This window comes from Maribacter sp. 2-571 (genome assembly GCF_050589625.1).
GTDB lineage: Bacteria > Bacteroidota > Bacteroidia > Flavobacteriales > Flavobacteriaceae > Pelagihabitans.
The window spans coordinates 1-21222 of the sequence record NZ_JBNGOP010000044.1 but is presented as its reverse complement, the minus strand read 5'-3'; the positions used below and the strand labels follow the sequence as shown (position 1 = coordinate 21222).

The 21222-nt window shown below is 45.3% G+C and carries 15 protein-coding genes and 1 tRNA gene; 9 read left to right on the top strand and 7 right to left on the bottom strand.

Features of this window, described 5'->3' with window-relative positions; all coding sequences use genetic code 11:
• Positions 1-239: 239 nt before the first annotated feature.
• From ACRD7P_RS20345 to ACRD7P_RS20335, 3 genes are all read left to right on the top strand, one after another.
• Positions 240-3248 (top strand): DNA polymerase III subunit alpha, encoded by a 3009-nt coding sequence (locus tag ACRD7P_RS20345; protein WP_430909623.1) that lies wholly within the window; start codon positions 240-242, stop codon positions 3246-3248.
• 78 nt (positions 3249-3326) lie between these two features.
• Positions 3327-3761 (top strand): BLUF domain-containing protein, encoded by a 435-nt coding sequence (locus ACRD7P_RS20340; RefSeq protein WP_430909621.1) that lies wholly within the window; start codon positions 3327-3329, stop codon positions 3759-3761.
• A gap of 393 nt (positions 3762-4154) precedes the next feature.
• Positions 4155-4535, top strand: a complete 381-nt coding sequence (locus tag ACRD7P_RS20335; RefSeq protein WP_430909620.1) for a hypothetical protein — start codon at positions 4155-4157, stop codon at positions 4533-4535.
• On the opposite strand, the gene treF is transcribed toward ACRD7P_RS20335, so the two are convergent.
• The 6 genes from treF to ACRD7P_RS20305 form a co-directional block, all read right to left on the bottom strand.
• The gene (gene treF, locus ACRD7P_RS20330) at positions 4532-6130 is read right to left on the bottom strand and encodes an alpha,alpha-trehalase TreF (RefSeq protein ID WP_430909619.1); all 1599 of its coding nucleotides are present in this window, start codon (positions 6128-6130) and stop codon (positions 4532-4534) included. The two genes, ACRD7P_RS20335 and treF, sit on opposite strands and share 4 nt — an antisense overlap.
• A 192-nt stretch (positions 6131-6322) precedes the next feature.
• The gene (locus tag ACRD7P_RS20325; protein WP_430909618.1) at positions 6323-7501 is read right to left on the bottom strand and encodes an acyl-CoA dehydrogenase family protein; all 1179 of its coding nucleotides are present in this window, start codon (positions 7499-7501) and stop codon (positions 6323-6325) included.
• Between the two features lie 54 nt (positions 7502-7555).
• Positions 7556-8266: a tRNA1(Val) (adenine(37)-N6)-methyltransferase gene (locus tag ACRD7P_RS20320; protein ID WP_430909617.1), complete on the bottom strand. Its 711-nt coding sequence runs from the start codon at positions 8264-8266 to the stop codon at positions 7556-7558.
• A 64-nt stretch (positions 8267-8330) separates the two neighbouring features.
• The gene (locus ACRD7P_RS20315) at positions 8331-9770 is read right to left on the bottom strand and encodes a sulfatase family protein (protein WP_430909615.1); all 1440 of its coding nucleotides are present in this window, start codon (positions 9768-9770) and stop codon (positions 8331-8333) included.
• A gap of 190 nt (positions 9771-9960) precedes the next feature.
• A complete protein-coding gene (gene rimM / locus ACRD7P_RS20310; protein ID WP_430909614.1) occupies positions 9961-10488 on the bottom strand; it encodes a ribosome maturation factor RimM in 528 nt (175 codons plus the stop codon).
• A gap of 14 nt (positions 10489-10502) precedes the next feature.
• A complete protein-coding gene (locus ACRD7P_RS20305; RefSeq protein ID WP_430909613.1) occupies positions 10503-11069 on the bottom strand; it encodes a 30S ribosomal protein S16 in 567 nt (188 codons plus the stop codon).
• Between the two features lie 283 nt (positions 11070-11352).
• Here ACRD7P_RS20305 and ACRD7P_RS20300 point away from each other — a divergent pair, with 283 nt between their 5' ends.
• The 6 genes from ACRD7P_RS20300 to ACRD7P_RS20275 all read left to right on the top strand — a co-directional run bounded on the left by ACRD7P_RS20300 (position 11353) and on the right by ACRD7P_RS20275 (position 19425).
• On the top strand, positions 11353-11808 hold the full coding sequence (locus ACRD7P_RS20300) for a ferritin-like domain-containing protein (RefSeq protein WP_430909612.1): 456 nt from the start codon (positions 11353-11355) through the stop codon (positions 11806-11808).
• 146 nt (positions 11809-11954) lie between these two features.
• Positions 11955-16340 carry a DNA polymerase III subunit alpha gene (dnaE, locus tag ACRD7P_RS20295; protein ID WP_430909610.1) on the top strand — a complete coding sequence of 1462 codons (4386 nt, stop codon included), beginning with the start codon at positions 11955-11957 and terminating at the stop codon, positions 16338-16340.
• Positions 16337-17611, top strand: coding sequence for a cytochrome c3 family protein (locus ACRD7P_RS20290; RefSeq protein ID WP_430909609.1), 1275 nt, complete (start codon positions 16337-16339; stop codon positions 17609-17611). Before dnaE ends, ACRD7P_RS20290 begins: the two co-directional genes overlap by 4 nt.
• Positions 17612-17732: 121 nt before the next feature.
• Entirely contained in the window at positions 17733-18050 is a 318-nt protein-coding gene (gene trxA, locus ACRD7P_RS20285) for a thioredoxin (protein ID WP_430909608.1), read from the top strand.
• A 297-nt stretch (positions 18051-18347) separates the two neighbouring features.
• A complete protein-coding gene (locus ACRD7P_RS20280; protein WP_430909607.1) occupies positions 18348-19277 on the top strand; it encodes a DUF58 domain-containing protein in 930 nt (309 codons plus the stop codon).
• Positions 19278-19351: 74 nt separating this feature from the next.
• Positions 19352-19425: transfer RNA gene (locus ACRD7P_RS20275), tRNA-Asp, on the top strand.
• 224 nt (positions 19426-19649) lie between these two features.
• Here the strand turns inward: ACRD7P_RS20275 and ACRD7P_RS20270 are convergent.
• Positions 19650-20741: a Fic family protein gene (locus ACRD7P_RS20270; RefSeq protein WP_430909606.1), complete on the bottom strand. Its 1092-nt coding sequence runs from the start codon at positions 20739-20741 to the stop codon at positions 19650-19652.
• Positions 20742-21222 lie beyond the last annotated feature (481 nt).

Sequence of the window (21222 nt, the reverse complement as noted above, 5' to 3'; positions counted from 1 at the left end):
TCAAAGAACGGCCGTAACTTGTATATTTTTAAGGTCTTTACAAAGATTACTATTACATTAACCGGACACTATTGAGTCGCTAGTAATGAATAAAAAGTATGGGGTAGTTTGAGTTTGAAAAAATTATAGTGAAAAGCAATAAGTAAAAAGTAGTATGTGAAGGAATGACACTGAATTTGAACTTGAGTTTGATTCTTGAACTTGAACTTGTCTTTTCACTGACCACTAACACCTAGTCTATCTATCTAAACTGCCACACATATTATAGCCTTCGTTACGGGACCTTTTCAGAGTTGGAGCTCTTGCAATTGGCGCAAGAACACCACGTGACCAAATTGGTGCTGACCGATATCAATAGCACTTCCGCGGCACTTAACTTTATTCGAAAGGCTCCTGAATTTAATGTACGGCCCGTGCTCGGCATCGATTTTCGAAATGGGGTCGATCCTTGCTTTTTGGGTATTGCCAAAAACAATGAGGGGTATTTGGAGTTGAACGCTTTTCTTTCCGAACACCTGCATCACGATAAACTGTTTCCCGCAACGGCTCCAGAATTTAGAAATGCCTATGTGGTGTATCCCTTTGAAAAAGTAGTGAGGGAAAATAGAAGCGTTTTTTCGACCAATGAATTTATAGGCGTCTCCATTGCCGATCTAAGGCGTTTGCCTTTTTCCAAACTATTGCAATTGAAAGACCGCTTAGTGGTGCAACAGCCCGTTACGTTTCGGAACAAGCGCGATTTTAATGCCCATAGACTACTGCGGGCCATCGACAATAATACGTTGTTGAGCAAATTGGACAAAAGCGAGGAGGCCCATGTGGGCGATACCATGTTCCCGATCGCGAACTTGGCCGCGGCTTTTTCGGAATATTCTTTTATATTGGAGAATACCGCTCATTTACTGGATAGTTGCTCCATTCATTTCGATTTTTCGAAGGGAAGAAAACCACAAAATTTAGAAACGTATTGCCGTACCCGAAAAGAAGACGAGGCCTTGTTGGAGAAATTGTGTTGGGAAGGACTTCCCTATCGCTATCCAAGCGGAGGAACCGCTATTACCGAGAGGCTGCAAAAAGAATTGTCACTTATCAAGGAAATGGGTTTTGTCTCTTATTTTTTGATCAATTGGGACATTGTTTCCTTTGCCCGAAAACGCGGGTTCTTTTATGTGGGAAGGGGAAGCGGGGCAAATAGTATTGTCGCCTATCTTCTGCGTATTACGGATGTGGATCCTATTGAACTAGATCTTTATTTTGAACGGTTTATGAACCTCTACAGGGCCAATCCGCCCGATTTTGATATCGATTTTTCACATCGGGACCGTCCCATTGTCACCCAGTATATTTTTGAACGTTTTGAGCATGTGGCCTTATTGGGTACCTATGTAACTTTCAAATGGCGGGGTATGGTTCGGGAATTGGGAAAGGTTTTTGGTCTTCCCAAAACGGAAATAGATGCTTTGGCCGACGGTCATTTTCAAGCATCCCGTTTGGATGGTGTTTCCGCATTGGTGGTAAAATATACCCAGTTATTGGAAGGGATACCGAACTATTTGAGCATTCATGCCGGTGGGATCTTAATAAGCGAAAAGCCCTTGCACTGGTTCTCGGCTACGTATATGCCGCCCAAAGGATTTCCTACAACGCAGTTCGATATGGTTATCGCGGAAGACGTAGGGTTGTACAAATTCGATATTTTAGGACAGCGGGGCTTGGCGAAGATCAGGGAAACCATGGAGATTTTGGAACGCGACCGTCCCGATGATTTTGCCCAATTGGATATTCATAATATCAATAGGTTCAAACACGATCCCGTGATCAATGAATTGATCAAAAAGGCACAGTGTATGGGGTGTTTTTATGTAGAATCGCCCGCAATGCGCATGCTACTTAAAAAATTGGCGGTCGACAATTACCTCGGGCTGGTCGCGGCCAGTTCCATTATTCGTCCCGGAGTGGCCAAAAGCGGAATGATGCGGGAGTACATTCTACGGCATCGGAATGCCGGTAGGGCGGAAGAAAAGGCGCATCCCGTAATGCTCGATATCATGCCCGATACCTATGGCGTAATGGTCTATCAGGAAGACGTGATCAAGGTGGCGCACCACTTTGCCGACCTTACCCTAGGGGAGGCCGATGTGCTGCGGCGTGGGATGAGCGGTAAATTTCGCTCCAGAAAGGAATTTCAAAAAGTAAGGGAAAAGTTTATCTCCAACTGCCGTAAAAAAGGATATGCCGACACCCTCATCTTTGAGATATGGAACCAAGTGGCGAGTTTTGCCGGGTATGCATTTGCAAAGGGGCATTCGGCATCCTATGCGGTAGAAAGCTATCAGACCCTTTTTTTAAGGGCGTATTATCCCTTGGAGTATATGGTGGCCGTTCTGAATAACGGAGGTGGCTTTTACCGTTCCGAATTTTATATTCACGAGGCCAGAATGTTAGGCGCTACGGTTCACCCTCCCTGTATCAATGCCAGCTTTGCCACTAATCGTATTTATGGAAAACAGCTTTACCTCGGTTTTGGATATCTGAAAGCGTGCGAAACGCGGGTAGTGGAGCGCATTTTGAAGGAACGTACCGAGAAAGGAAATTTTAACTCCTTGGAAAATTTTCTCGATCGGGTATCCATATCCATAGAACAGTTGAGCATCCTTATCCGTATCGATGCCTTTCGTTCCGTCGGGGTCAATAAACATGAACTGCTTTGGAAGGCCCATCTGTTTTTAGGGAAACAAACGCAGGTAGAACACCCGAAACTGTTCAGGGCACGGCAACAGGACTTTAAAATTCCAAAACTGTACACCACCGACCTTGAGACGGCCTTTACACAATTGGAACTGCTGGGATTCTGTTTGTGTAGCCCTTTCGAGCTTTTAAAAGAGGTGCCAAAAAATGGTAACGGGAGCAAGGACTTGGATAAATTTCTGGATAAGTATATCGACATCTATGGCTATTTGGTTACCGTGAAAAACACCAAGACCCACAATGGCAAAAAAATGCATTTTGCAACACTGGTCGATCAGCATGGCGAAGTTTTCGATACGGTACTTTTTCCTCCGGTGGCCAAAAAGTACTTTTTTAGGGGAAAGGGTGTGTACCGTTTTTATGGTAAAGTGGTAAGCGAGTTCGGATTTTTAAGTATAGAGGTGTTGAAGATGAGGAAGGAAGACTATGTTGCCGACCCGCGTTATGCCGAAATGAAGACAGCCAATAGAGACTTATTTTATCAAAAGCCTAAAACATAAGGAATAATACTACATTTTTAAATTGTGTTTAACCATAAATTATTATCTTTAAACGAAGCATCTTAACCACTATCCCACATGTTCAATCTAGTTTATCGTTCAAAAGCACGTTTGGGAATTTCCCAGGATGCCGTGCAGCAAATGTTGGAAGCCGCCAGATCCTACAACCGATCAAATGACATTACAGGATGTTTATTGTTTTATGAGGGAGCGTTTTTACAGTATCTGGAAGGGAACCAAATAAAGGTACTTCGTCTTTTCGATAAAATAAAGGAAAGCGATATGCACACCGATATCGAAATTCTTTCCCACGGCCATATCGAAACCCGGGAATTCGACGACTGGGAAATGGCCTTTGAAAATTTTATGGGAACCAAACATCAATTACAATACCTGTTGTTATTGGTGAGCTCTTATGTTGAAAATCCTAAGAACCCCTTACAACCGAACCCTGCCTCTATTAACTTCTGGCATGTTGCCAAACAATTGCTGCGCGCGAAAGCCACTTTTTAACTTGGAACGGTACCCGTTATCGTTGTATTGGCCTTTATGACCATAGACAGCGGCCCGGACATTCCATGGTGTCTGAAGATGCCGTATGCGGTAGAAACATTTTAATGGACAATAGGTACAAAACTAAATAGAGCCCAATCTTTGTCAGATGGGCTCCTTTACGAGAACACTATATGAAAATGAAAAAATTTATTTCGTTTTTATTACATGGTAAACATACGACGATGTGGGCTGTTGCCAAAACAAATGATGTGAAAGCGATGATTCTTGTGGTGAGTTGTCCCTTTTTTGATGCCTGAACCGATTTCTCCTTTAAGTTTTAACAATTAAAGTAGGGGTGTTGTATACGCCATGTTCTAATTTTACGTTATCCTTTTATAAGTAACCACCAAAATGAAACGAATAGGCATCATAGTAGCATTGATCGCTTGTCTTACGTCATGTTCCAAGGATAACGATGATGTGGTCAATGTAGAGTTGGAAGGGCAATGGGCGCTCGCAGATGTCAGCTGCTTCTGTTTTTTTCCGGACGATATCGAATTTAGCAACCACAAACTGGCTTTCGAGGGAAGTACCCTGATCGTTACCAATGAGGGGCCGTATCAGTTTTTAATTGGAGCGGGAGGCAATTATACCGTTAACGGTAATTTGATTACCCTTTCCAATGACGAGGAATACCGTTACTCCATAGACGGCGATGTGCTTACATTGGTTTCCGAGGACGATCCCTTGTTGTCCGATGATGAAATTACGCTGACCTACGACCGCAATTAATTTTCTGCGAGCTGCGCCTTTAGCGCCAAATAAACACCGTTGCTCCATCCAAAACCATCTTGTACCGGATATTCTCCGCCACCGGCCTTGAGTGCCATGTCCTCTACATTATATTTTTCTACGAACTTTCCGGTATTGCGGTACACCTTTTCATTAAGGGTCACCCATCGTTCGGCAATGGTCGTTGCCAGTTCCTGATGGCCATAATTTTTTAAACCGATAACCGTCATCCATTGTAATGGTGCCCAACCGTTGGGTGCATCCCACTGTTCACCGGTAGTGTTCAAGGTAGTGATTACTCCCCCGGGTTTTAAAAAATGTATTTTAATGTAGTCGGCGATGGCGTCAGCCTGTTCTTGAGAGGCCATTTTAAAGAACAACGGATATACCATGGCCAAGGATTTGACCCCGGTCCTTTTTTGCTGTACCCAGTTAAAGTCCTCATATACACCGTCTTCAGCGTTCCAGCAGTAGTTTTCGAAGAAAACGACCCTATCGCTCATTCGCTTTTCTAGCGTGCTAACATAAGTGCTATCGTCGGCATAGCACTTCATCAAGACCTCTTCCAGCCCATAAAGCAATGCGTTAAGGTCTAGGGGAATGATGTCCGTGGTTTCTATGGTCTCTATAGAGGCTTTATCCCCGAACCATCGTGAGGAATAATCCCAGCCCGAAGCCGCGCCAGATCTTAAGTCGCGATACATTTTTTTACCGCCGTTCACTTTTTCTATCTGTAAAAAATCTTCACGATACGATTCCTGTCGCGGTCCGTCACCGGTATCATAATAGCGGTTCATGATACCTCGGGGTGTGGGGACACAGTGCTTTACGGGCTTATCCGCAGTCTGACTTCCGGCCATCCAAAAGGCGTATTCCTTTTTTAAGGCTTCCCGGTATGTCGTATAAACGGAATCGCCTTGATGCGCGGCAAGCAACTTTACCATTTCCGAAAAAAAAGGAGGTTGGGAGCGGGTGATGTAGTAGGTCCTATTTCCGTTGGGAATATGGCCTACCGTTTCGATCAGATGCGCAAAATTGTCCAACATGTCCGTAATCAGGTCGAACGCATCACTTTCTACCAGTCCCAGCATGGTAAAATAACTGTCCCAGTAATATACTTCGCGGAAGCGGCCTCCCGGAACGACATAGGGGTTGGGTAACGGAATTAGGGAGCTCCCTTCGCGAACGCTGTCGGAGGCCCGCTGCAATACTGGCCAAAGCGCATTTACGTGTTCAACGGCCGATCGCTCCGGATAGTACTTAAAATCGGAGGATATGGAAGGGGGCATATCAAAATGTGCTTCCACAAACCGTTTAAGGTCGAAATCCGCTCGGTCCTTTTGTTGCCGATAATTGGAACGTATTTCTTCGTAGGGGAATTTTGCGGTGCAATCTACAAAGGTTTTGCTATCGGGAAAGATTTCTCCCAATTGTACGGCAGTGAACAGATCGCCCAAAAGTACGTCGGGGGTGGTGAAATCCGGTTTCGCCACTTTTACGTTTTGCGATACGGGAATTTCCTTAGGCGGTGTTTTGGTGTTATCGTTTTTACACGAGCTCAGGAAAACAAAAAGAAACACAAATACATATTTCATATACGGCATGCTATAATTATAATCTCTAGAAAGGTATTGATTTTTATGGTTCGGTCATAACCGGGAATACTCAAAGTAAGGCACAAGCGCGTGTAAAGCTGTTCCTAATAAAAAAATAGCAGGTTTTGCGGCCCTTTTTAGCAGTTGTTTTTGAAACTTTTGGAGCGCTCGCTTTCCGTTCCGTCAGAATACTTATTTGAATGCCTGGTGCCCGGTAATATCGGCACCGGTAATCAATAGATGAATGTCGTGGGTGCCTTCGTACGTAACCACACTTTCCAAGTTCATCATGTGGCGCATAATACTATATTCGCCGGTAATGCCCATTCCTCCCAGTATCTGACGGGATTCTCGGGCAATGTTCAGCGCCATGGCCACATTGTTGCGCTTGGCCATAGAAATTTGCGCGGTCGATGCTTTTCCTTCGTTTTTTAGTTGCCCCAAACGGAAGGCCAACAATTGGGCCTTTGTAATTTCGGTAATCATTTCGGCCAACTTTTTTTGTTGTAGCTGAAAGGCCGCTATGGGTTTGCCGAACTGTACCCGTTCTTGGGCGTAGCGCAGTGCCGTATCATAACAGTCCATGGCCGCACCAATGGCGCCCCAAGCAATTCCGTAGCGTGCGGAGTCCAAACAGCCGAGTGGAGCGCCCAATCCATTTTTTTTGGGGAGCAGGTTTTCTTTTGGTACTTTTACGTTATCGAACAACAGTTCTCCCGTGGCCGATGCCCGTAGCGACCATTTGTTATGTGTTTCCGGTGTGGAAAAGCCTTCCATGCCCCGTTCAACGATCAAACCGTGTATGCGCCCTTCCTCATTTTTGGCCCATACGACCGCCACATCACAAAATGGTGCGTTCGATATCCATAGTTTGGCACCGTTCAAAAGATAGTGGTCGCCCTTGTCCTTAAAATTGGTGGTCATGCCTCCCGGGTTCGATCCATGGTCGGGTTCCGTTAGTCCAAAGGATCCCATCCATTCGCCGGAAGCTAGTTTGGGAAGGTATTTTTGGCGTTGTTCTTCGTTGCCATAGGTGTAGATTGGGTACATGACCAATGACGACTGTACGGAGGCGGTGGAACGCACGCCGCTATCGCCACGCTCGATCTCTTGCATGATTAGGCCGTAACTGATCTGATCCAGGCCTGCTCCACCATAGGTTTCGGGAATATATGGTCCAAAAGCACCTATTTCCGCCAAACCGCTTACGATCTGCTTTGGAAACTCCGCTTTTTGGGCATACGCTTCTATGATAGGGGAAACGTCCCGCTTCACCCATTGTCGCGCAGCATCGCGGACAAGGAGGTGCTCCTCGCTCAATAAATCGTCTAAAAGATAGTAATCCGGAGATTCGAAGAGGTCTTGTTTCATGCCAATTTTTTATCAAAGATAAATAGAAAAATATAACAGTATATCGCAGTAAAGTTACATTTTTAAATAAAAGTCTTTAGTCAGTTCTTGGTATGCTAACGTATACTCGTGCCGCTTTATTTCAATGGTCAGTTCGGTTTCGGTAGGGGTGCTTTCGGATTTGGTGAATTCGATAAGACTGCGTTTTAATTTGGTAGTAGGGTTTCCCCTTACCCTCATAATGCGTTTTGGAAAAAGACGGTGGGATGCCGCCAAAGCGATGAACTTTTTTTCTTCCGCGTATGGCAGTATCGTTGCAAAAGCTCCCTTGGGCGCAAGGAGTTCCCCAACTGCTTCCAGTAGTTCCCCGAACGGTAGATAGGCGGTCTGCCTGGCCCGGTTCCTGGCCGTTTTTTCGTTTTCCGTGGTTTCGGAATAAAACGGAGGGTTCGATACGATTAGGTCGTATTGGTCCTCCATTTCCGCAACAAACTCGTCCAGGCCCGCGTGATAACAGAACAAGCGATCGGCCCATGGCGAGGCCTCAAAGTTTTCTACGCACTGTTCATAGGCATTTTCTTCTATTTCAATGGCCTCAATGTTTTCGGCCGTACTGCGTTGGGCGAGCATAAGGGAAATAAGTCCCGTGCCAGCGCCGATATCCAGTATGTTGAGCGGGTTTTGGGTTACCGTCGCCCAGGCGCCCAGTAAAACCCCGTCCGTACCTACTTTCATGGCACAGCGCTCTTGTTGTATGCTAAATTGTTTGAAGACGAATGGTTTCATGGAAAAGTGCTACGATAGTTTTTGTTAGCCCAGGACGATTTACCATTTCAACGTTAAAATAGTATCATTTTTCTGCTACGATGCCCGGGGCACGTGTTTCGGATCCTTCCGTTCCGGTAAGCGAATCCCCGAGCCGGGAACGCATGGTATCGGCAAGGGTCTTTATTTTCGCTACGATTTTGGGGTATTCTTTTGCCACATTGGTAGTTTCACTCGGGTCTATCGTTACATCGTACAATTCAATTTCCGAAAGGTCTATCATTTTGTACTTTCCCGGAATGCCATCTTTTCCAGGTGCTTGTCCGTCCATGGTTCTATAGGTGTGGGGAAAATACAATTTCCATTTTCCGTACCGTACCCCGAACAGTTCGTTAACCCGGTAGTAAAAGAAATATGCCTCTTGTGCGCTTTTGCGTTGTTGTCCTTTTAGAATACTCCAAACACTTTTCCCGTCGATAATCTTTTGGGGTAATTCGGCATCGACGATTTCTGCGATGGTCGGTAAAAGGTCGATGGCCATTACGGGTACATCAATTACCGTTCCTTCGGGTAGTTGCCCCGGATACCGCATGATAAAGGGTTCGCGTTGTCCTCCTTCCCAGGCGGTGCCCTTTCCTTCCCGGAAGGGTAAAGCGCTTCCGGCATGGTTCCCATAGGCAAGCCAAGGTCCGTTGTCGGAGGTAAAGATGACAATGGTATTTTCTTCAAGGCCGTTTTTTCTCAAAGCGTTCAGAATTTCACCTACGGACCAGTCAATTTCCATAATAACGTCGCCATAGCGTCCCCGATCGGATTTTCCTTTGAACTTGTCGGAAACAAAAAGGGGAACGTGGGGTTGCGGGTGCGGCACGTACAGGAAAAAGGGATGTGCTTTGTTGCGGTCAATAAAATCGACGCTATGTTCGGTAATGAGCGTGGTCAGGTGTGTTTGGTTGGTTAACGTGTCGATGACCTTCTCATTTTTGAACAGTGGAAGCGGGTCAAAGTCGAAAACGGAACCTTGTTGGGGATGCAAGGGCCACATATCGTTGGAATAGGGTATTCCGACCCATTCGTCAAAACCGTTTTTCGTCGGTAGAAAATCCGGATGGTCGCCAAGATGCCATTTGCCAAATATTCCGGTACGGTATCCTTTTTGTTTTAGCATTTCGGCCAAGGTGGTTTCATCCGGGTGGATTCCCTTGTTACTATTGGGCATCATAGCACTATGTATGCCGATGCGATTGGGATAACATCCGGTAAGGATTCCCGCCCGGGATGCCGAACATACCGCTTGTGCCGCGTAATAGCTGGTCAGCTTTATTCCGTCCGCGGCCATTTGATCTAGGTTTGGGGTAGCAATGTCCTGGGCGCCAAAAACCCCAACGTCCCGATATCCTTGGTCATCGGTAAAGATCAATACAATGTTGGGCGGACGCTCCGAAGCCTTAGTCCCAAGGTTTTGCTGTTGCGCCTTGCACACAACGAAGAAGAGGAAAGCAAAAAACAATATGGTGTTGCGCATGGATGTTCGATTGGTTACCCGGTAAAAATTCTGTGTTCTAAAGATAATAGAAAGCCGAACGATAAAAAAAGGGTTGTTTTACGGAACATGCTGCAAGTTCCTTTTTCAGGCATTTTTCAATTAATCAATACGTTCCGTACGCGTGTTGTGTTACGCGTGGATTCAAAGGCCGATGGAAACAGATTTTGATCTATTCGAGATAAAGGGCCACCAACCCCTCAGGGGTCGTTACCCGTATGGTCTTTTCCTGGCGATCTACCATAACGATAATGGCATCGGTTATGGGTACGAGCAATTGTTTTCCGTCTTTTTCTATTTCGAACAGAGCTTGTGAAGTAGTGTCGTTCACACCGGTAATGGTACCAATGTTTCCATGTTCGGTGTCGGTCACCGTAAAGCCGATCACCTCATGAAAATAGAATTTGTTTCCTTCTAAGGCTGGGAGAAAGGAAAGTGGGAGAAAAAGCTCGCTTCCCATTATCCTGTCGGCATCGTCCTCGTTTTGAATCTCCTCAAAATCGATACGGAGCAGGGCCGATTTGTGTAGCCGACATTGTTTAATAAAAAATGGAACCAGATTGTTTCGTACCGAAACAAAAACCGATTCCATTTCTTCATATGCTTCGGGGTCGTCGGTATCCAATTTCACGAGTACCTCACCCTTATAACTAAACTTCGAAACGATTTTACCGAGATAGAAGCAATCTTCTTTTCGCATCGTTTCAAACGTATTTATTCCTCTTCGCTGGAAGCTTCAACGTTATCCGCTGGTGCTTCCTCGGTTGCCGGTGCCGCTTCTTCAACAACAATGTCGGTCGCTTCGGCTACTGCTTCTTCGGCGGGTGCTTCTTCTCCAACGGCCGCCAAAGCGCGCTTGTCGCTAACTTCCTTTTCAGCTTTCAACGCAGCAGCTCGCGCTTCTTGCTTGGCTTGGTCCAAACCACCTACTTTTGAAGCGATTCGGCCTTCTTTCTCTTCCAACCAGGCGTTAAACTTCTCTTCGGCTTCCTCAGCGGTAAAAGCGCCTTTTTTAACCCCGCCCAACAAGTGCTTTTTCATCATCACCCCTTTGTACGACAAAATGTTTCTGGCGGTATCGGTAGGCTGCGCTCCATTGTGCAACCACTGTACGGAACTGTCTACGTTAAGTTCTATTGTAGCTGGATTGGTGTTTGGGTTGTAGATTCCCAACTTTTCCAAGAATTTCCCATCTCTTTTTGAACGACTGTCCGCCGCAACGATCCAGTAAAATGGTTTTCCTTTTTTTCCGTGTCTCTGTAATCTAATCTTAACTGGCATATCACATTAATTTTGTAGGGTGCCCGACCCTCGATTATTAATTCTAAACATTCGCTTTTCTTTAAGCGGATGCAAATATAGTATTTCTATTTCGATGTTACAATCCATCACTTCATTTAAATAATGCGGAGTAGGATATTAATTTTTTTAACATTTGTCGCACAGGACGTTAAGTTTATTATAAACCCCCGTATTTATTAGGTTTTTCGTGGTTTTATTGTATATTAAAAGTGGTTGTCATTGATAAACAATGACCGTTATTAACTTAATGATAAGAGATAAAATGAAGTATTCTGAGAAAGTTTCAAACAAGTTGAACAATTTATTGGAGAAAGCCTACGATGCCGAAAAAGGCTATCGATTGGCGCAGGACAACGTAACCAACCCTGCGTTAAAGGATTTCTTCGGCGACCGAGTACGCCAGCGTTATAATTTTGGGCATGAACTGAAGACCGAAATTGGAAGTTTTGGACAGTTGGCCGAACGGGACGGCAGTATAAAAGGGGATTTGCATAGAACGTGGATGAATTTGACCGCAACACTATCCACCAATGAAGAAGAGAAAATGTTGGAAGAAGTAGTGCGCGGTGAAAAAGCCACGATGGAGGCATATGAGGAAATATTATGGGAAGATGCCCTCCTATTACCAAAATCAACAGAACGTTTGCTGATCAAACAGCGGGATGCCATACAGGCCGGCTTGGAAAAAGCAAAACGATTTGAAAGCTTGGTCTCCTAGGGAATTACACGCAAGCAATACTACAAAAAACCGAATGCACCGCATTCGGTTTTTTGCGTTGATAACTCTTTACAACTCTTCTTTTGAAAAGAGGGGCGTTTGTTTACTTTTAAGGGCTTCTTTTTTCAGTAACAAAACCGACTCGGATGTACTTGATTTTTGACACAGAAACCACTGGCCTGCCCAAGCGATGGAACGCCCCTATCACCGATACCGACAACTGGCCGCGATGCATCCAGATCGCTTGGCAATTGCACGACGGTATGGGAAACGTAGTGGAGCATCAAGATTATTTGGTGCGCCCCGACGGATTTAATATCCCATATGATGCCGAGCAGATCCACGGAATTTCCACGGCGCTCGCCGAGGCCGAGGGGTTGCCGTTGTTAACGGTGCTGGAGAAATTTAATGAGGCCATGGCACGGACCAAGTTCGTGGTGGGGCAAAATGTGGGTTTTGATCTTAACATTATGGGAGCGGAGTTCCATCGGATGGGTATTGCAAACCCGCTGCAAGAACTGCCCGTTCTCGATACCTGTACCGAGGAAACGGCCTTGTTGTGCCAAATACCCGGAGGTCGGGGCGGGAAGTTTAAACTGCCGACCCTGACGGAGCTTCACGAGCACCTTTTTAAGGAGCCCTTTGCGGAAGCACATAATGCCACGGCCGATGTAGAGGCCACCACCCGTTGTTTTCTGGAACTGGTCCGACTTCGCCATTATACAGCGGAGCAATTGGATGTGCAACCACACTATTTTCAAAATTTTTCCGAGGCAAATCCCCAGGAAATAGCATTGATCGGGCTAAAGCACATCAATCTAAAAAAAGCGTCCAAAAAAATTGCGGACCAACTGTGGGATAAGGATACGGGCGGTATTTCGGAAGAAGAAATATCCAAAAATATTGCCTCCTTGGAGGAGGCCGAATTTGTTCACTTGCACAACCACTCCCAATTTTCGGTATTGCAGTCGACCATCAACATTAAGGCATTGGTAAAGTCGGCGGCGGAGAACCAAATGCCGGCAGTGGCCCTGACCGATCATGCCAACATGATGGGGGCCTTTCATTTTGTGAAGGAGATAGGGGCGCACAATAAAAAAGTACGTGCCGAAAATGCAGAGGCCTTAGAGGAAGGCAGGGAGGCAACGGCCAAAGAAATTACCCCGATCATCGGTTGTGAGTTTTTTGTTTGCGATGATCATGCCAATAAAAGTGTAAAGGACTACGGTTATCAGATTGTGTTGTTGGCCAAAAACAAAAATGGCTATCATAACCTTGCGAAAATGTCCTCGCTTGCCTATACCGATGGGTTCTATTATGTACCCAGGATCGATAGGGGAATCGTCGAAAGGTATAAGGAGGACATCATCGTACTTACGGGAAACCTCTATGGCGAAGTACCCGGAAAAATATTGAATGTAGGGGAACACCAGGCAGAGGAAGCCCTATTATGGTGGAAGGACCAGTTCGGCGATGACCTGTACATCGAAATTATGCGGCACGGTCAGGAAGATGAAGATCGGGTGAACCAAGTGCTTATCGATTTTTCAAAAAAGCACCAGGTAAAAATGGTGGCGACCAACAACACCTATTATTGTAGCAAGGAGGATGCCGAGGCCCATGACATTCTGTTGTGCGTAAAGGATGGCGAAAAACAGGCCACTCCGATCGGTAGGGGGCGTGGCTATCGCTATGGTCTCCCGAACCAGGAATACTATTTTAAGTCGCAAGAAGCGATGAAGGCACTCTTTCAGGATCTGCCCGAATCCGTTCTGACGATTCAGGAGATCGTCGCCAAGGTAACGCCCTATGAACTTGCAAGGGATGTACTGCTTCCCAAATTCGATATCCCCGACAGCTTTAAAGTGGCCGAGGATGATGTGGACGGCGGCAAACGGGGCGAAAATGCGTACTTAAGGCATATTACCTATGAGGGGGCAAAAGTACGGTATGGGGAAATAACGCCCGAAATTACCGAACGTATCGACTTCGAACTAAAAACCATTGAAAATTCCGGCTATCCCGGCTACTTTTTGATTGTGGAGGATTTTATTCGCGAGGCACGTAATATGGATGTTTCGGTAGGGCCGGGAAGGGGTTCGGCCGCAGGCTCCGTGGTGGCGTATTGCCTGACCATTACCAATATCGACCCCTTGAAGTACGATCTGCTTTTTGAGCGATTTTTAAATCCGGATCGGGTGTCCATGCCCGATATCGATATCGATTTTGATGATGAGGGCCGCGGTAGGGTTATGGATTATGTTATCGATAAGTATGGCGCCAACCAAGTAGCGCAGATCATTACCTACGGGACCATGGCCGCAAAATCCTCCATACGAGATACGGCACGGGTATTGGACCTGCCCTTGGGCGATGCCGACCGCATAGCGAAACTGATACCGAACATGTCGAAGCTCGGGAAAATTTTTGGCGTTTCGGATACCGACCTCAAGAAAAAATTTCGCGCCGATGACTTGGAGAAGGTGCACCAACTCCTCAATATTTCGGAAGGGGACGATCTAGAGGGCCAGACCCTTAAAATGGCCAGAACCCTGGAGGGTTCCGTTCGAAATACCGGGATACATGCCTGCGGTGTTATCATTACCCCGGACGACATTACCAACTTCGTGCCCGTTGCCACGGCAAAGGATTCCGATCTTTACGTCACCCAGTTCGATAACTCCGTAGTGGAAAGTGCCGGGCTCCTGAAAATGGATTTTTTGGGATTGAAGACCCTTACCCTTATCAAGGATACCGTAAAAATTGTAAAGGCCAAGCACGGGATAACCCTAGTTCCCGACGATTTTCCGTTGGATGATGAAGAGACTTATGAACTCTTTCAACGTGGGGATACGGTAGGGATTTTTCAGTACGAATCCCCCGGGATGCAAAAGCACATGAAGGATCTGAAACCTACCGTTTTTGATGATCTGATCGCCATGAACGCCCTATATCGACCGGGACCAATGGAGTATATTCCAAGCTTTATCGCGCGAAAGCATGGCAGCGAGGAAATTACCTACGACCTCCCCGATATGGAGGAGTACCTTAGCGAAACCTATGGGATTACCGTTTACCAAGAGCAGGTGATGCTGTTGTCCCAAAAACTGGCCGGTTTTTCAAAAGGTGATGCCGATGTACTTCGAAAGGCCATGGGGAAAAAGATATTCGCCCTACTTCAAAAGTTGAAACCCCAGTTTTTGGATGGTGGCGAAAAGAAGGGACATCCAAGGGAAGTATTGGAAAAAATTTGGAAGGATTGGGAGGCCTTTGCCTCCTACGCCTTCAATAAAAGCCATTCTACCTGTTACGCCTATATCGCCTATCAAACGGCCTATTTAAAGGCCCATTATCCTGCCGAATATATGGCCGCGGTATTGAGCAACAATATGAACGATATCAAGCAGGTGACCTTTTTTATGGAGGAATGTAAGCGTATGGGGCTTGAAGTTCTGGGGCCCGACGTAAACGAATCGTACTATAAGTTTGCGGTAAATCAAGAGGGAGCGGTACGTTTCGGTATGGGCGCCATTAAAGGGGTAGGGCGCTCGGCGGTGGAGACCATTGTGGAGAACCGCAAAAAGGAAGGTCCCTATCGCAGTGTATTCGACCTGGCCAAACGGATCGACCTTAGGGCGGCGAACAAAAAGGCATTTGAGAACCTGGCCGTTGCCGGTGGGTTCGACTCCTTTGGAACCACCCATAGGGCACAGTATTTCCATGATGAGGGCGATGGCATCACCTTTTTGGAAAAAGTGATCAAATCGGCGGCCAAATTTCAAGAAAACAAGAACAGCTCCCAAATGGATATGTTCGGCGGTGTCAGTGAGGCGCAGATTCCCGAACCGATCGTTCCACCCTGCGAGACTTGGGGAACCATGGAAAAATTGCGCCGCGAAAAAGAAGTCGTGGGCATTTACATTTCCGGTCACCCATTGGACGATTTTACTACCGAAATCAAAGCCTTCTGCAATGCCACCGTTTCCCATGTGAACACTTTGGAAAACTATGTGAACCGCGAGCTGTCCTTTGCAGGGGTCATTACCGATGTGCAACATAGGGTCTCCAAAAATGGCAAAGGGTGGGCCGCCTTTACTATGGAAGATTATACCGACTCTTTCGAGTTTCGGATTTTTGGCGAGGAATATCTAAAATTCCGACATTTTTTAATGATCAACTCCTTTGCTTACATCAAAATATTTATCAAGGACGGTTGGGTGAATCGGGATACCGGTAAAAAAGGAGATCCCAGAATACAGTTCAATAGTTTTATGTTGCTACAGGAGGTTATGGAAGCCTACGCCAAAAAACTGACCATAAAACTGAACATCGACAAATTGGAGGAAGCGGGCATTCATCGGCTCAAGGATACCCTGGTTATGCATAAGGGGAACCATCCGCTTAACTTCGTAGTGTATGAAATGGAAGAAGAGATAAAAGTGAATCTGTCCAGTAGAAAACAAAAAGTTCAGATTACCAGCGAGTTGTTGCACACCCTAAAGGAGCAAGAAGTCCATTATAAGCTGAATTGAACCAGAATCACCACCGGAACATGGGACCAAGGGGCATCATCGGGTATTTTTTCAAGTCGATACCCGAAGCGGCTTATGGTCTGGTCGTGCTCTTGGTCGTTGTCGGTACAGGTATTTTCTCCTGCAAGGAAAACTCCCCGGACAAGGGTTATGTTGCCATTGAACCGATTACCTATCATAAAAACGGACAAGGCTATGTGGGGTCCGAAAGTTGTAAGGAATGCCATAGCGATATTTATGAAACGCATATAAAAACGGCACACTACGGTACTTCCGCCAAAGCAGATCAAAAGAACGTTCACGGAAATTTTGAAAAAGGCAAAAACCACTATCGTTTGAACGATTCCCTAGGTTTTGAACTGGTTTCCGATCGGAATGGGGCATATCAACAATCGTTCTTGCTCAAAGAAAAAAAACAGATCGCTTCGGATACCTTAGGGGTGGTCATCGGTTCGGGAACCAAGGGGCAAACCTATTTAAAATGGGATGGCGATGCGTTATACCAGCTTCAGGTATCCTATTATGCCCCTACGGATGAATGGACCAACAGCCCGGGGATGTCCCAAGACCGTTTTGCAGATGCCAGGCCCGTGAACAGTTCGTGTCTGGAGTGCCATGTAACCTTTGCAAAGAGCACCACGCTTTATGGTATGGGCAATACGTTTAAAAAGGATGAAATCCTATACGGGGTCGATTGCGAGCGTTGTCACGGTCCCTCGGAACGGCATGTGAACTTGCATCGGGAAAACCCGGAGGAACAACACCCTTTTGCAATGAAAACCTATGATGATTTTACGCAACAACAACGCTTGGATGCCTGTGCGCTATGCCATTCCGGAATTCGAACTCCAAAAAAACCGGCTTTTGCTTTTTTGCCGGGCGATACCCTTTCCCATTTTTCAATCGTGGACGAAACGGTTCTAAAAGAACCCCGTACGCTGGATGTGCACGGCAACCAGTATGGATTGTTAAAGGCCAGTGCCTGTTTCGAAAAAACCGAAACGATGCGTTGCACCACTTGCCATGACCCGCATAAACCACAACGTGGTGCTACGGCAATGTTCAACGAAAAATGTATGGGCTGCCATATGGCGAACAAAAATATAGCGGGCTGCACCGAGAAAAAAAATAGGGAAACAGGGATGGGTACCGATTGTGTTTCCTGTCACATGCCCATGCTCGACTCCAAATCGATGCGCATCGCCGTAGGGAAGGATAGCACGGGAACCGCCGTGCAGGTAAGGACGCATTTGATCGGAATATACGAATGAGTGGAAGTGTACGTTGTAGAGATAGTCATTACCAATAACGCCATAGGCAATACGTATGTTCGGGGCGTAAGGAAAACGGTAAATATTTGACTAAATTTGCGTAATATTAAAAGATAATAAAATGGCATTAGAAATAACAGATGCTACTTTTGACGAGGTAGTGTTGCAAAGTGATAAACCGGTAGTAGTAGATTTTTGGGCGGCATGGTGCGGACCCTGTAGAATGGTAGGACCTATCATCGATGAGGTAAGCAATGAGTACGAAGGTAAGGCCGTAGTCGGAAAAGTAGATGTGGACGCCAATCAGGAATTTGCGGCCAAGTACGGGGTGCGGAACATCCCTACCGTATTGGTTTTCAAAAATGGAGAGATCATCAACCGACAAGTCGGCGTTTCTCCCAAGAAAGTATATACCGACGCTATAGACGCAGCGTTGTAACACATTGATTTTATTGAAGCGTTTTAAGCTTTTTCTTTTACCTACAAATAACACATTTTGCACCCTGACTTTGCCATTAAAAAATAGCTTCATCAGGTTACAAAAGCTTTTATTTTCGGTTCCAAACAGAAAGATTAAATCACTTCATCAAATAAAGGTCCGGCACTGGTTGTCGGACCTTTTTTGTTTTTCAAAAAGCCTTTAAGGGGCCATTGTAATACCTAAAACACTGATTTTACCCGTTACATACCGGTATAATAAAAGGGGTTCGCTATCTTAGTTGCTCACAGCCGTCACATGGATCTGCAATCAGAATTAAACAAATCGTCCCTTTTCCAAAATTTGGAACTTTTGGCGCATCAAGTGGTCGAAGGTTTTATCAGTGGTATCCATAAGAGCCCGTTCCATGGTTTTTCGGCCGAGTTTGCGGAACACAAGATCTACAACCCCGGCGAGAGCACAAAACATATCGATTGGAAGCTCTTTGCCAAAACGGGTAAGCTGTATACCAAAAGGTATGAGGAAGAGACCAACCTTCGGTGTCATATGATTTTGGACAGCTCCGCTTCTATGTACTATCCCGAGCTACAGCAACAGGGAATCGATAACTTGAACAAGATCGGTTTTGGGGTGCTGGCCATTTCGGCCCTAATGAACATTTTAAAACGGCAACGCGATGCGGTGGGACTGAGCGTCTATTCGGATGCCTATCATTTTTATACCTCCGAGAAAGGAAGCGAGCGCCACCATCAGATGCTATTGTCCAAACTGAGTGAGATTTCTTCCGATGTTTCCCCTGCAAAGGCTACGGAAACCTATGAACATTTGCACCTGATCGCGGAAAAAATGAAACGGCGCAGTTTGGTATTCTTGTTTACCGACATGTTTCAGACCGCTACCGATGACGAAAAACTTTTTGATGCGCTCCGCCATTTAAAGTACAACAAGCATGAGGTAGTGCTTTTTCATTTGATGGATAAAACGACCGAATTGCATTTCGATTTCGAAAATACGCCCAAGCGATTTGTAGATGTGGAAACGGGAGAGCATATCGATCTGTATTCGGAAAATGTAAAAGAAGCCTATGAGAAAAGTGTTTCTGCCTACTTTGATGCGTTAAAACAGAAATGTGGCCAGTACCGTATAAAATACGTTGAGGTAGATGTTCGAGCGGATTTTTCCAGGATTTTGAATACCTATTTGGTGGAACGGCAAAAATTTCTCTGACGATATCGTTTTTTTGAACGAAATAGTTTGCGCAATAGATTTAGGGGTGTATATTTGCATCCGCTAAACGCCACGGTTCGGTAGTTCAGTTGGTTAGAATACCTGCCTGTCACGCAGGGGGTCGCGGGTTCGAGTCCCGTCCGGACCGCTAAAAGCACTCAATGCATATTGGGTGCTTTTTTTGTTTGCGAACGTTTTGGACAGCACAAGATTTTTATAAGGGCAGCGCGGGTTTCCCCGATGCCTCTGGGCCGTCCGGAAGTGAAATAATGGAAGACCTTCAAGAAATGGAAGGCTTTTTTCTACTGGTTTGGTTGCTGCTTTTTTGCTACAACAGTGCAAAGTTTCGTTGCACCCCTCGGAAATACGAAATCAAATAGTGATTTCGTATTTCGTACTGCGACCTCCTCCAATGGATCTAAAAATATCCTTCGCCACCAAGTCTTGTAAATCCCTCGTGGCGGTCGCCTTTGATGTGTTGGCAATGGAAATATATTTTCTAGCGTTCATTCCTCCCTCAAAACCTTGATAGCCTTCTTCCAACATTCTACGGACTACTTTTTGTTGTCTTTCGTTGAGTTCGCTTTTATGTTGGTCGAAGAACTTGGTTTTCTTTAAGGTAAACTCGATTTCTTGTGCTGCATCTATTTGAGCATCGAGAACAGTTCCAACAAAATAATTTATCCAATCGGTAATTTCGTTGGAACGTTGAGCGGCTTTTAGAGCATCATAATAATTGTTCTTATTGCTTTCGATGGATTTGGAAAGACTAAACAAAACAGGACGGCCAATACTTTGGGAAAGTGCTTTTTCCGCAACAGCTCGGCCGATTCTTCCATTGCCATCTTCAAAAGGGTGTATGGATTCGAAATAGAGATGGGCAACGGCAGCTCTCAAAATTGGTTTCTTGATTTCGGTTTGAGATGTATTAAACCATTTGATAAATCCATCCATTTCTGCGGAAACTCTTTTTGATGGTAGCGCTTCAAAATGGACTATTTCCCTGCCAATACCTCCTGCTACAATTTGCATAGGTTCTATGTGGGTACGCCATTGTTGAATTTGAATTTGGGTGTTGCCTTTCATCAACATGGAATGCCAATTGAACAGCGTTTGATTCGTTAAGGGTTTTAGAAAATCATTGCGGACGGCCACCATCAATTCAGCCACCCCTTCTGCTCTTTTGTCTTTTGTTAAAGGCAATTCTGGATTAATTCCTAAGTTTCTCCGAATGGACGACATCACATCGTTTCGGCTCAAGTACTCCCCTTCAATTTCAGAGGTCTTTATGGCCTCAGAAACCATAAGGTTGATTGTGGCCTCTGTCTGCTCGGATTCTGAAAAGCCATCCAAAATGCCACTGATACGGCCCGTACGTTTCGCAAAATCATAGAGCATATCTTCAATAACATCGGTTTTGTATTGAAAATTAGGCCAGTCTTTTTGTTGCCAATTGTATTTCATGAGCCGATTAGAATACTTATTCGGCTCAAAAATGATAAAAATATGAGTAGAATATAAAATTTATTTGGTTCATTTATTCACGTATAGATTTAATAGTTGCGAAGAGATCAAACGACCCTATAAGTAGACTAATGTTGGATTTTAAAAGTTTACCGAAAGGTATGGGAAAATGAACTCTCACAGTTCGGGCAGAAAAATCTAATAAATGGTAGGTTTAAATGAACCATTGGAGCTTTTACATCGTTCCAAAAAACATCGGTATTAGTGAACTGTTCCATCTGGCAATGTATATTTGCGAGATGAAACTATTATTTCTTGATGTACGTTCTAAACTTAACTATTTTACCTTATAAAGCATTTTCAAGCTATAGCTGCAGGAGGTTACTTTGAAGGCTTCCCTGTTTTGCAGAACAAACACTAAAGGCCATCCAAAACAGAATGCACCGAATTGGGTTGGAGTTACATCCGGAAAAGACCAAAA

What these genes read in the sequence shown, in the direction of transcription:
- ACRD7P_RS20335 (WP_430909620.1), top strand. Translation starts at nt 4,155, where the DNA reads ATGAAACGAATAGGCATCATAGTAGCATTGATCGCTTGTCTTACGTCA.
- ACRD7P_RS20325 (WP_430909618.1), bottom strand. Translation starts at nt 7,501, where the DNA reads ATGAAACAAGACCTCTTCGAATCTCCGGATTACTATCTTTTAGACGAT.
- dnaE (WP_430909610.1), top strand. Translation starts at nt 11,955, where the DNA reads ATGTACTTGATTTTTGACACAGAAACCACTGGCCTGCCCAAGCGATGG.
- ACRD7P_RS20280 (WP_430909607.1), top strand. Translation starts at nt 18,348, where the DNA reads ATGGATCTGCAATCAGAATTAAACAAATCGTCCCTTTTCCAAAATTTG.
- ACRD7P_RS20300 (WP_430909612.1), top strand. Translation starts at nt 11,353, where the DNA reads ATGAAGTATTCTGAGAAAGTTTCAAACAAGTTGAACAATTTATTGGAG.
- ACRD7P_RS20270 (WP_430909606.1), bottom strand. Translation starts at nt 20,741, where the DNA reads ATGAAATACAATTGGCAACAAAAAGACTGGCCTAATTTTCAATACAAA.
- ACRD7P_RS20315 (WP_430909615.1), bottom strand. Translation starts at nt 9,770, where the DNA reads ATGCGCAACACCATATTGTTTTTTGCTTTCCTCTTCTTCGTTGTGTGC.
- trxA (WP_430909608.1), top strand. Translation starts at nt 17,733, where the DNA reads ATGGCATTAGAAATAACAGATGCTACTTTTGACGAGGTAGTGTTGCAA.
- rimM (WP_430909614.1), bottom strand. Translation starts at nt 10,488, where the DNA reads ATGCGAAAAGAAGATTGCTTCTATCTCGGTAAAATCGTTTCGAAGTTT.
- ACRD7P_RS20340 (WP_430909621.1), top strand. Translation starts at nt 3,327, where the DNA reads ATGTTCAATCTAGTTTATCGTTCAAAAGCACGTTTGGGAATTTCCCAG.
- treF (WP_430909619.1), bottom strand. Translation starts at nt 6,130, where the DNA reads ATGAAATATGTATTTGTGTTTCTTTTTGTTTTCCTGAGCTCGTGTAAA.
- ACRD7P_RS20320 (WP_430909617.1), bottom strand. Translation starts at nt 8,266, where the DNA reads ATGAAACCATTCGTCTTCAAACAATTTAGCATACAACAAGAGCGCTGT.
- ACRD7P_RS20305 (WP_430909613.1), bottom strand. Translation starts at nt 11,069, where the DNA reads ATGCCAGTTAAGATTAGATTACAGAGACACGGAAAAAAAGGAAAACCA.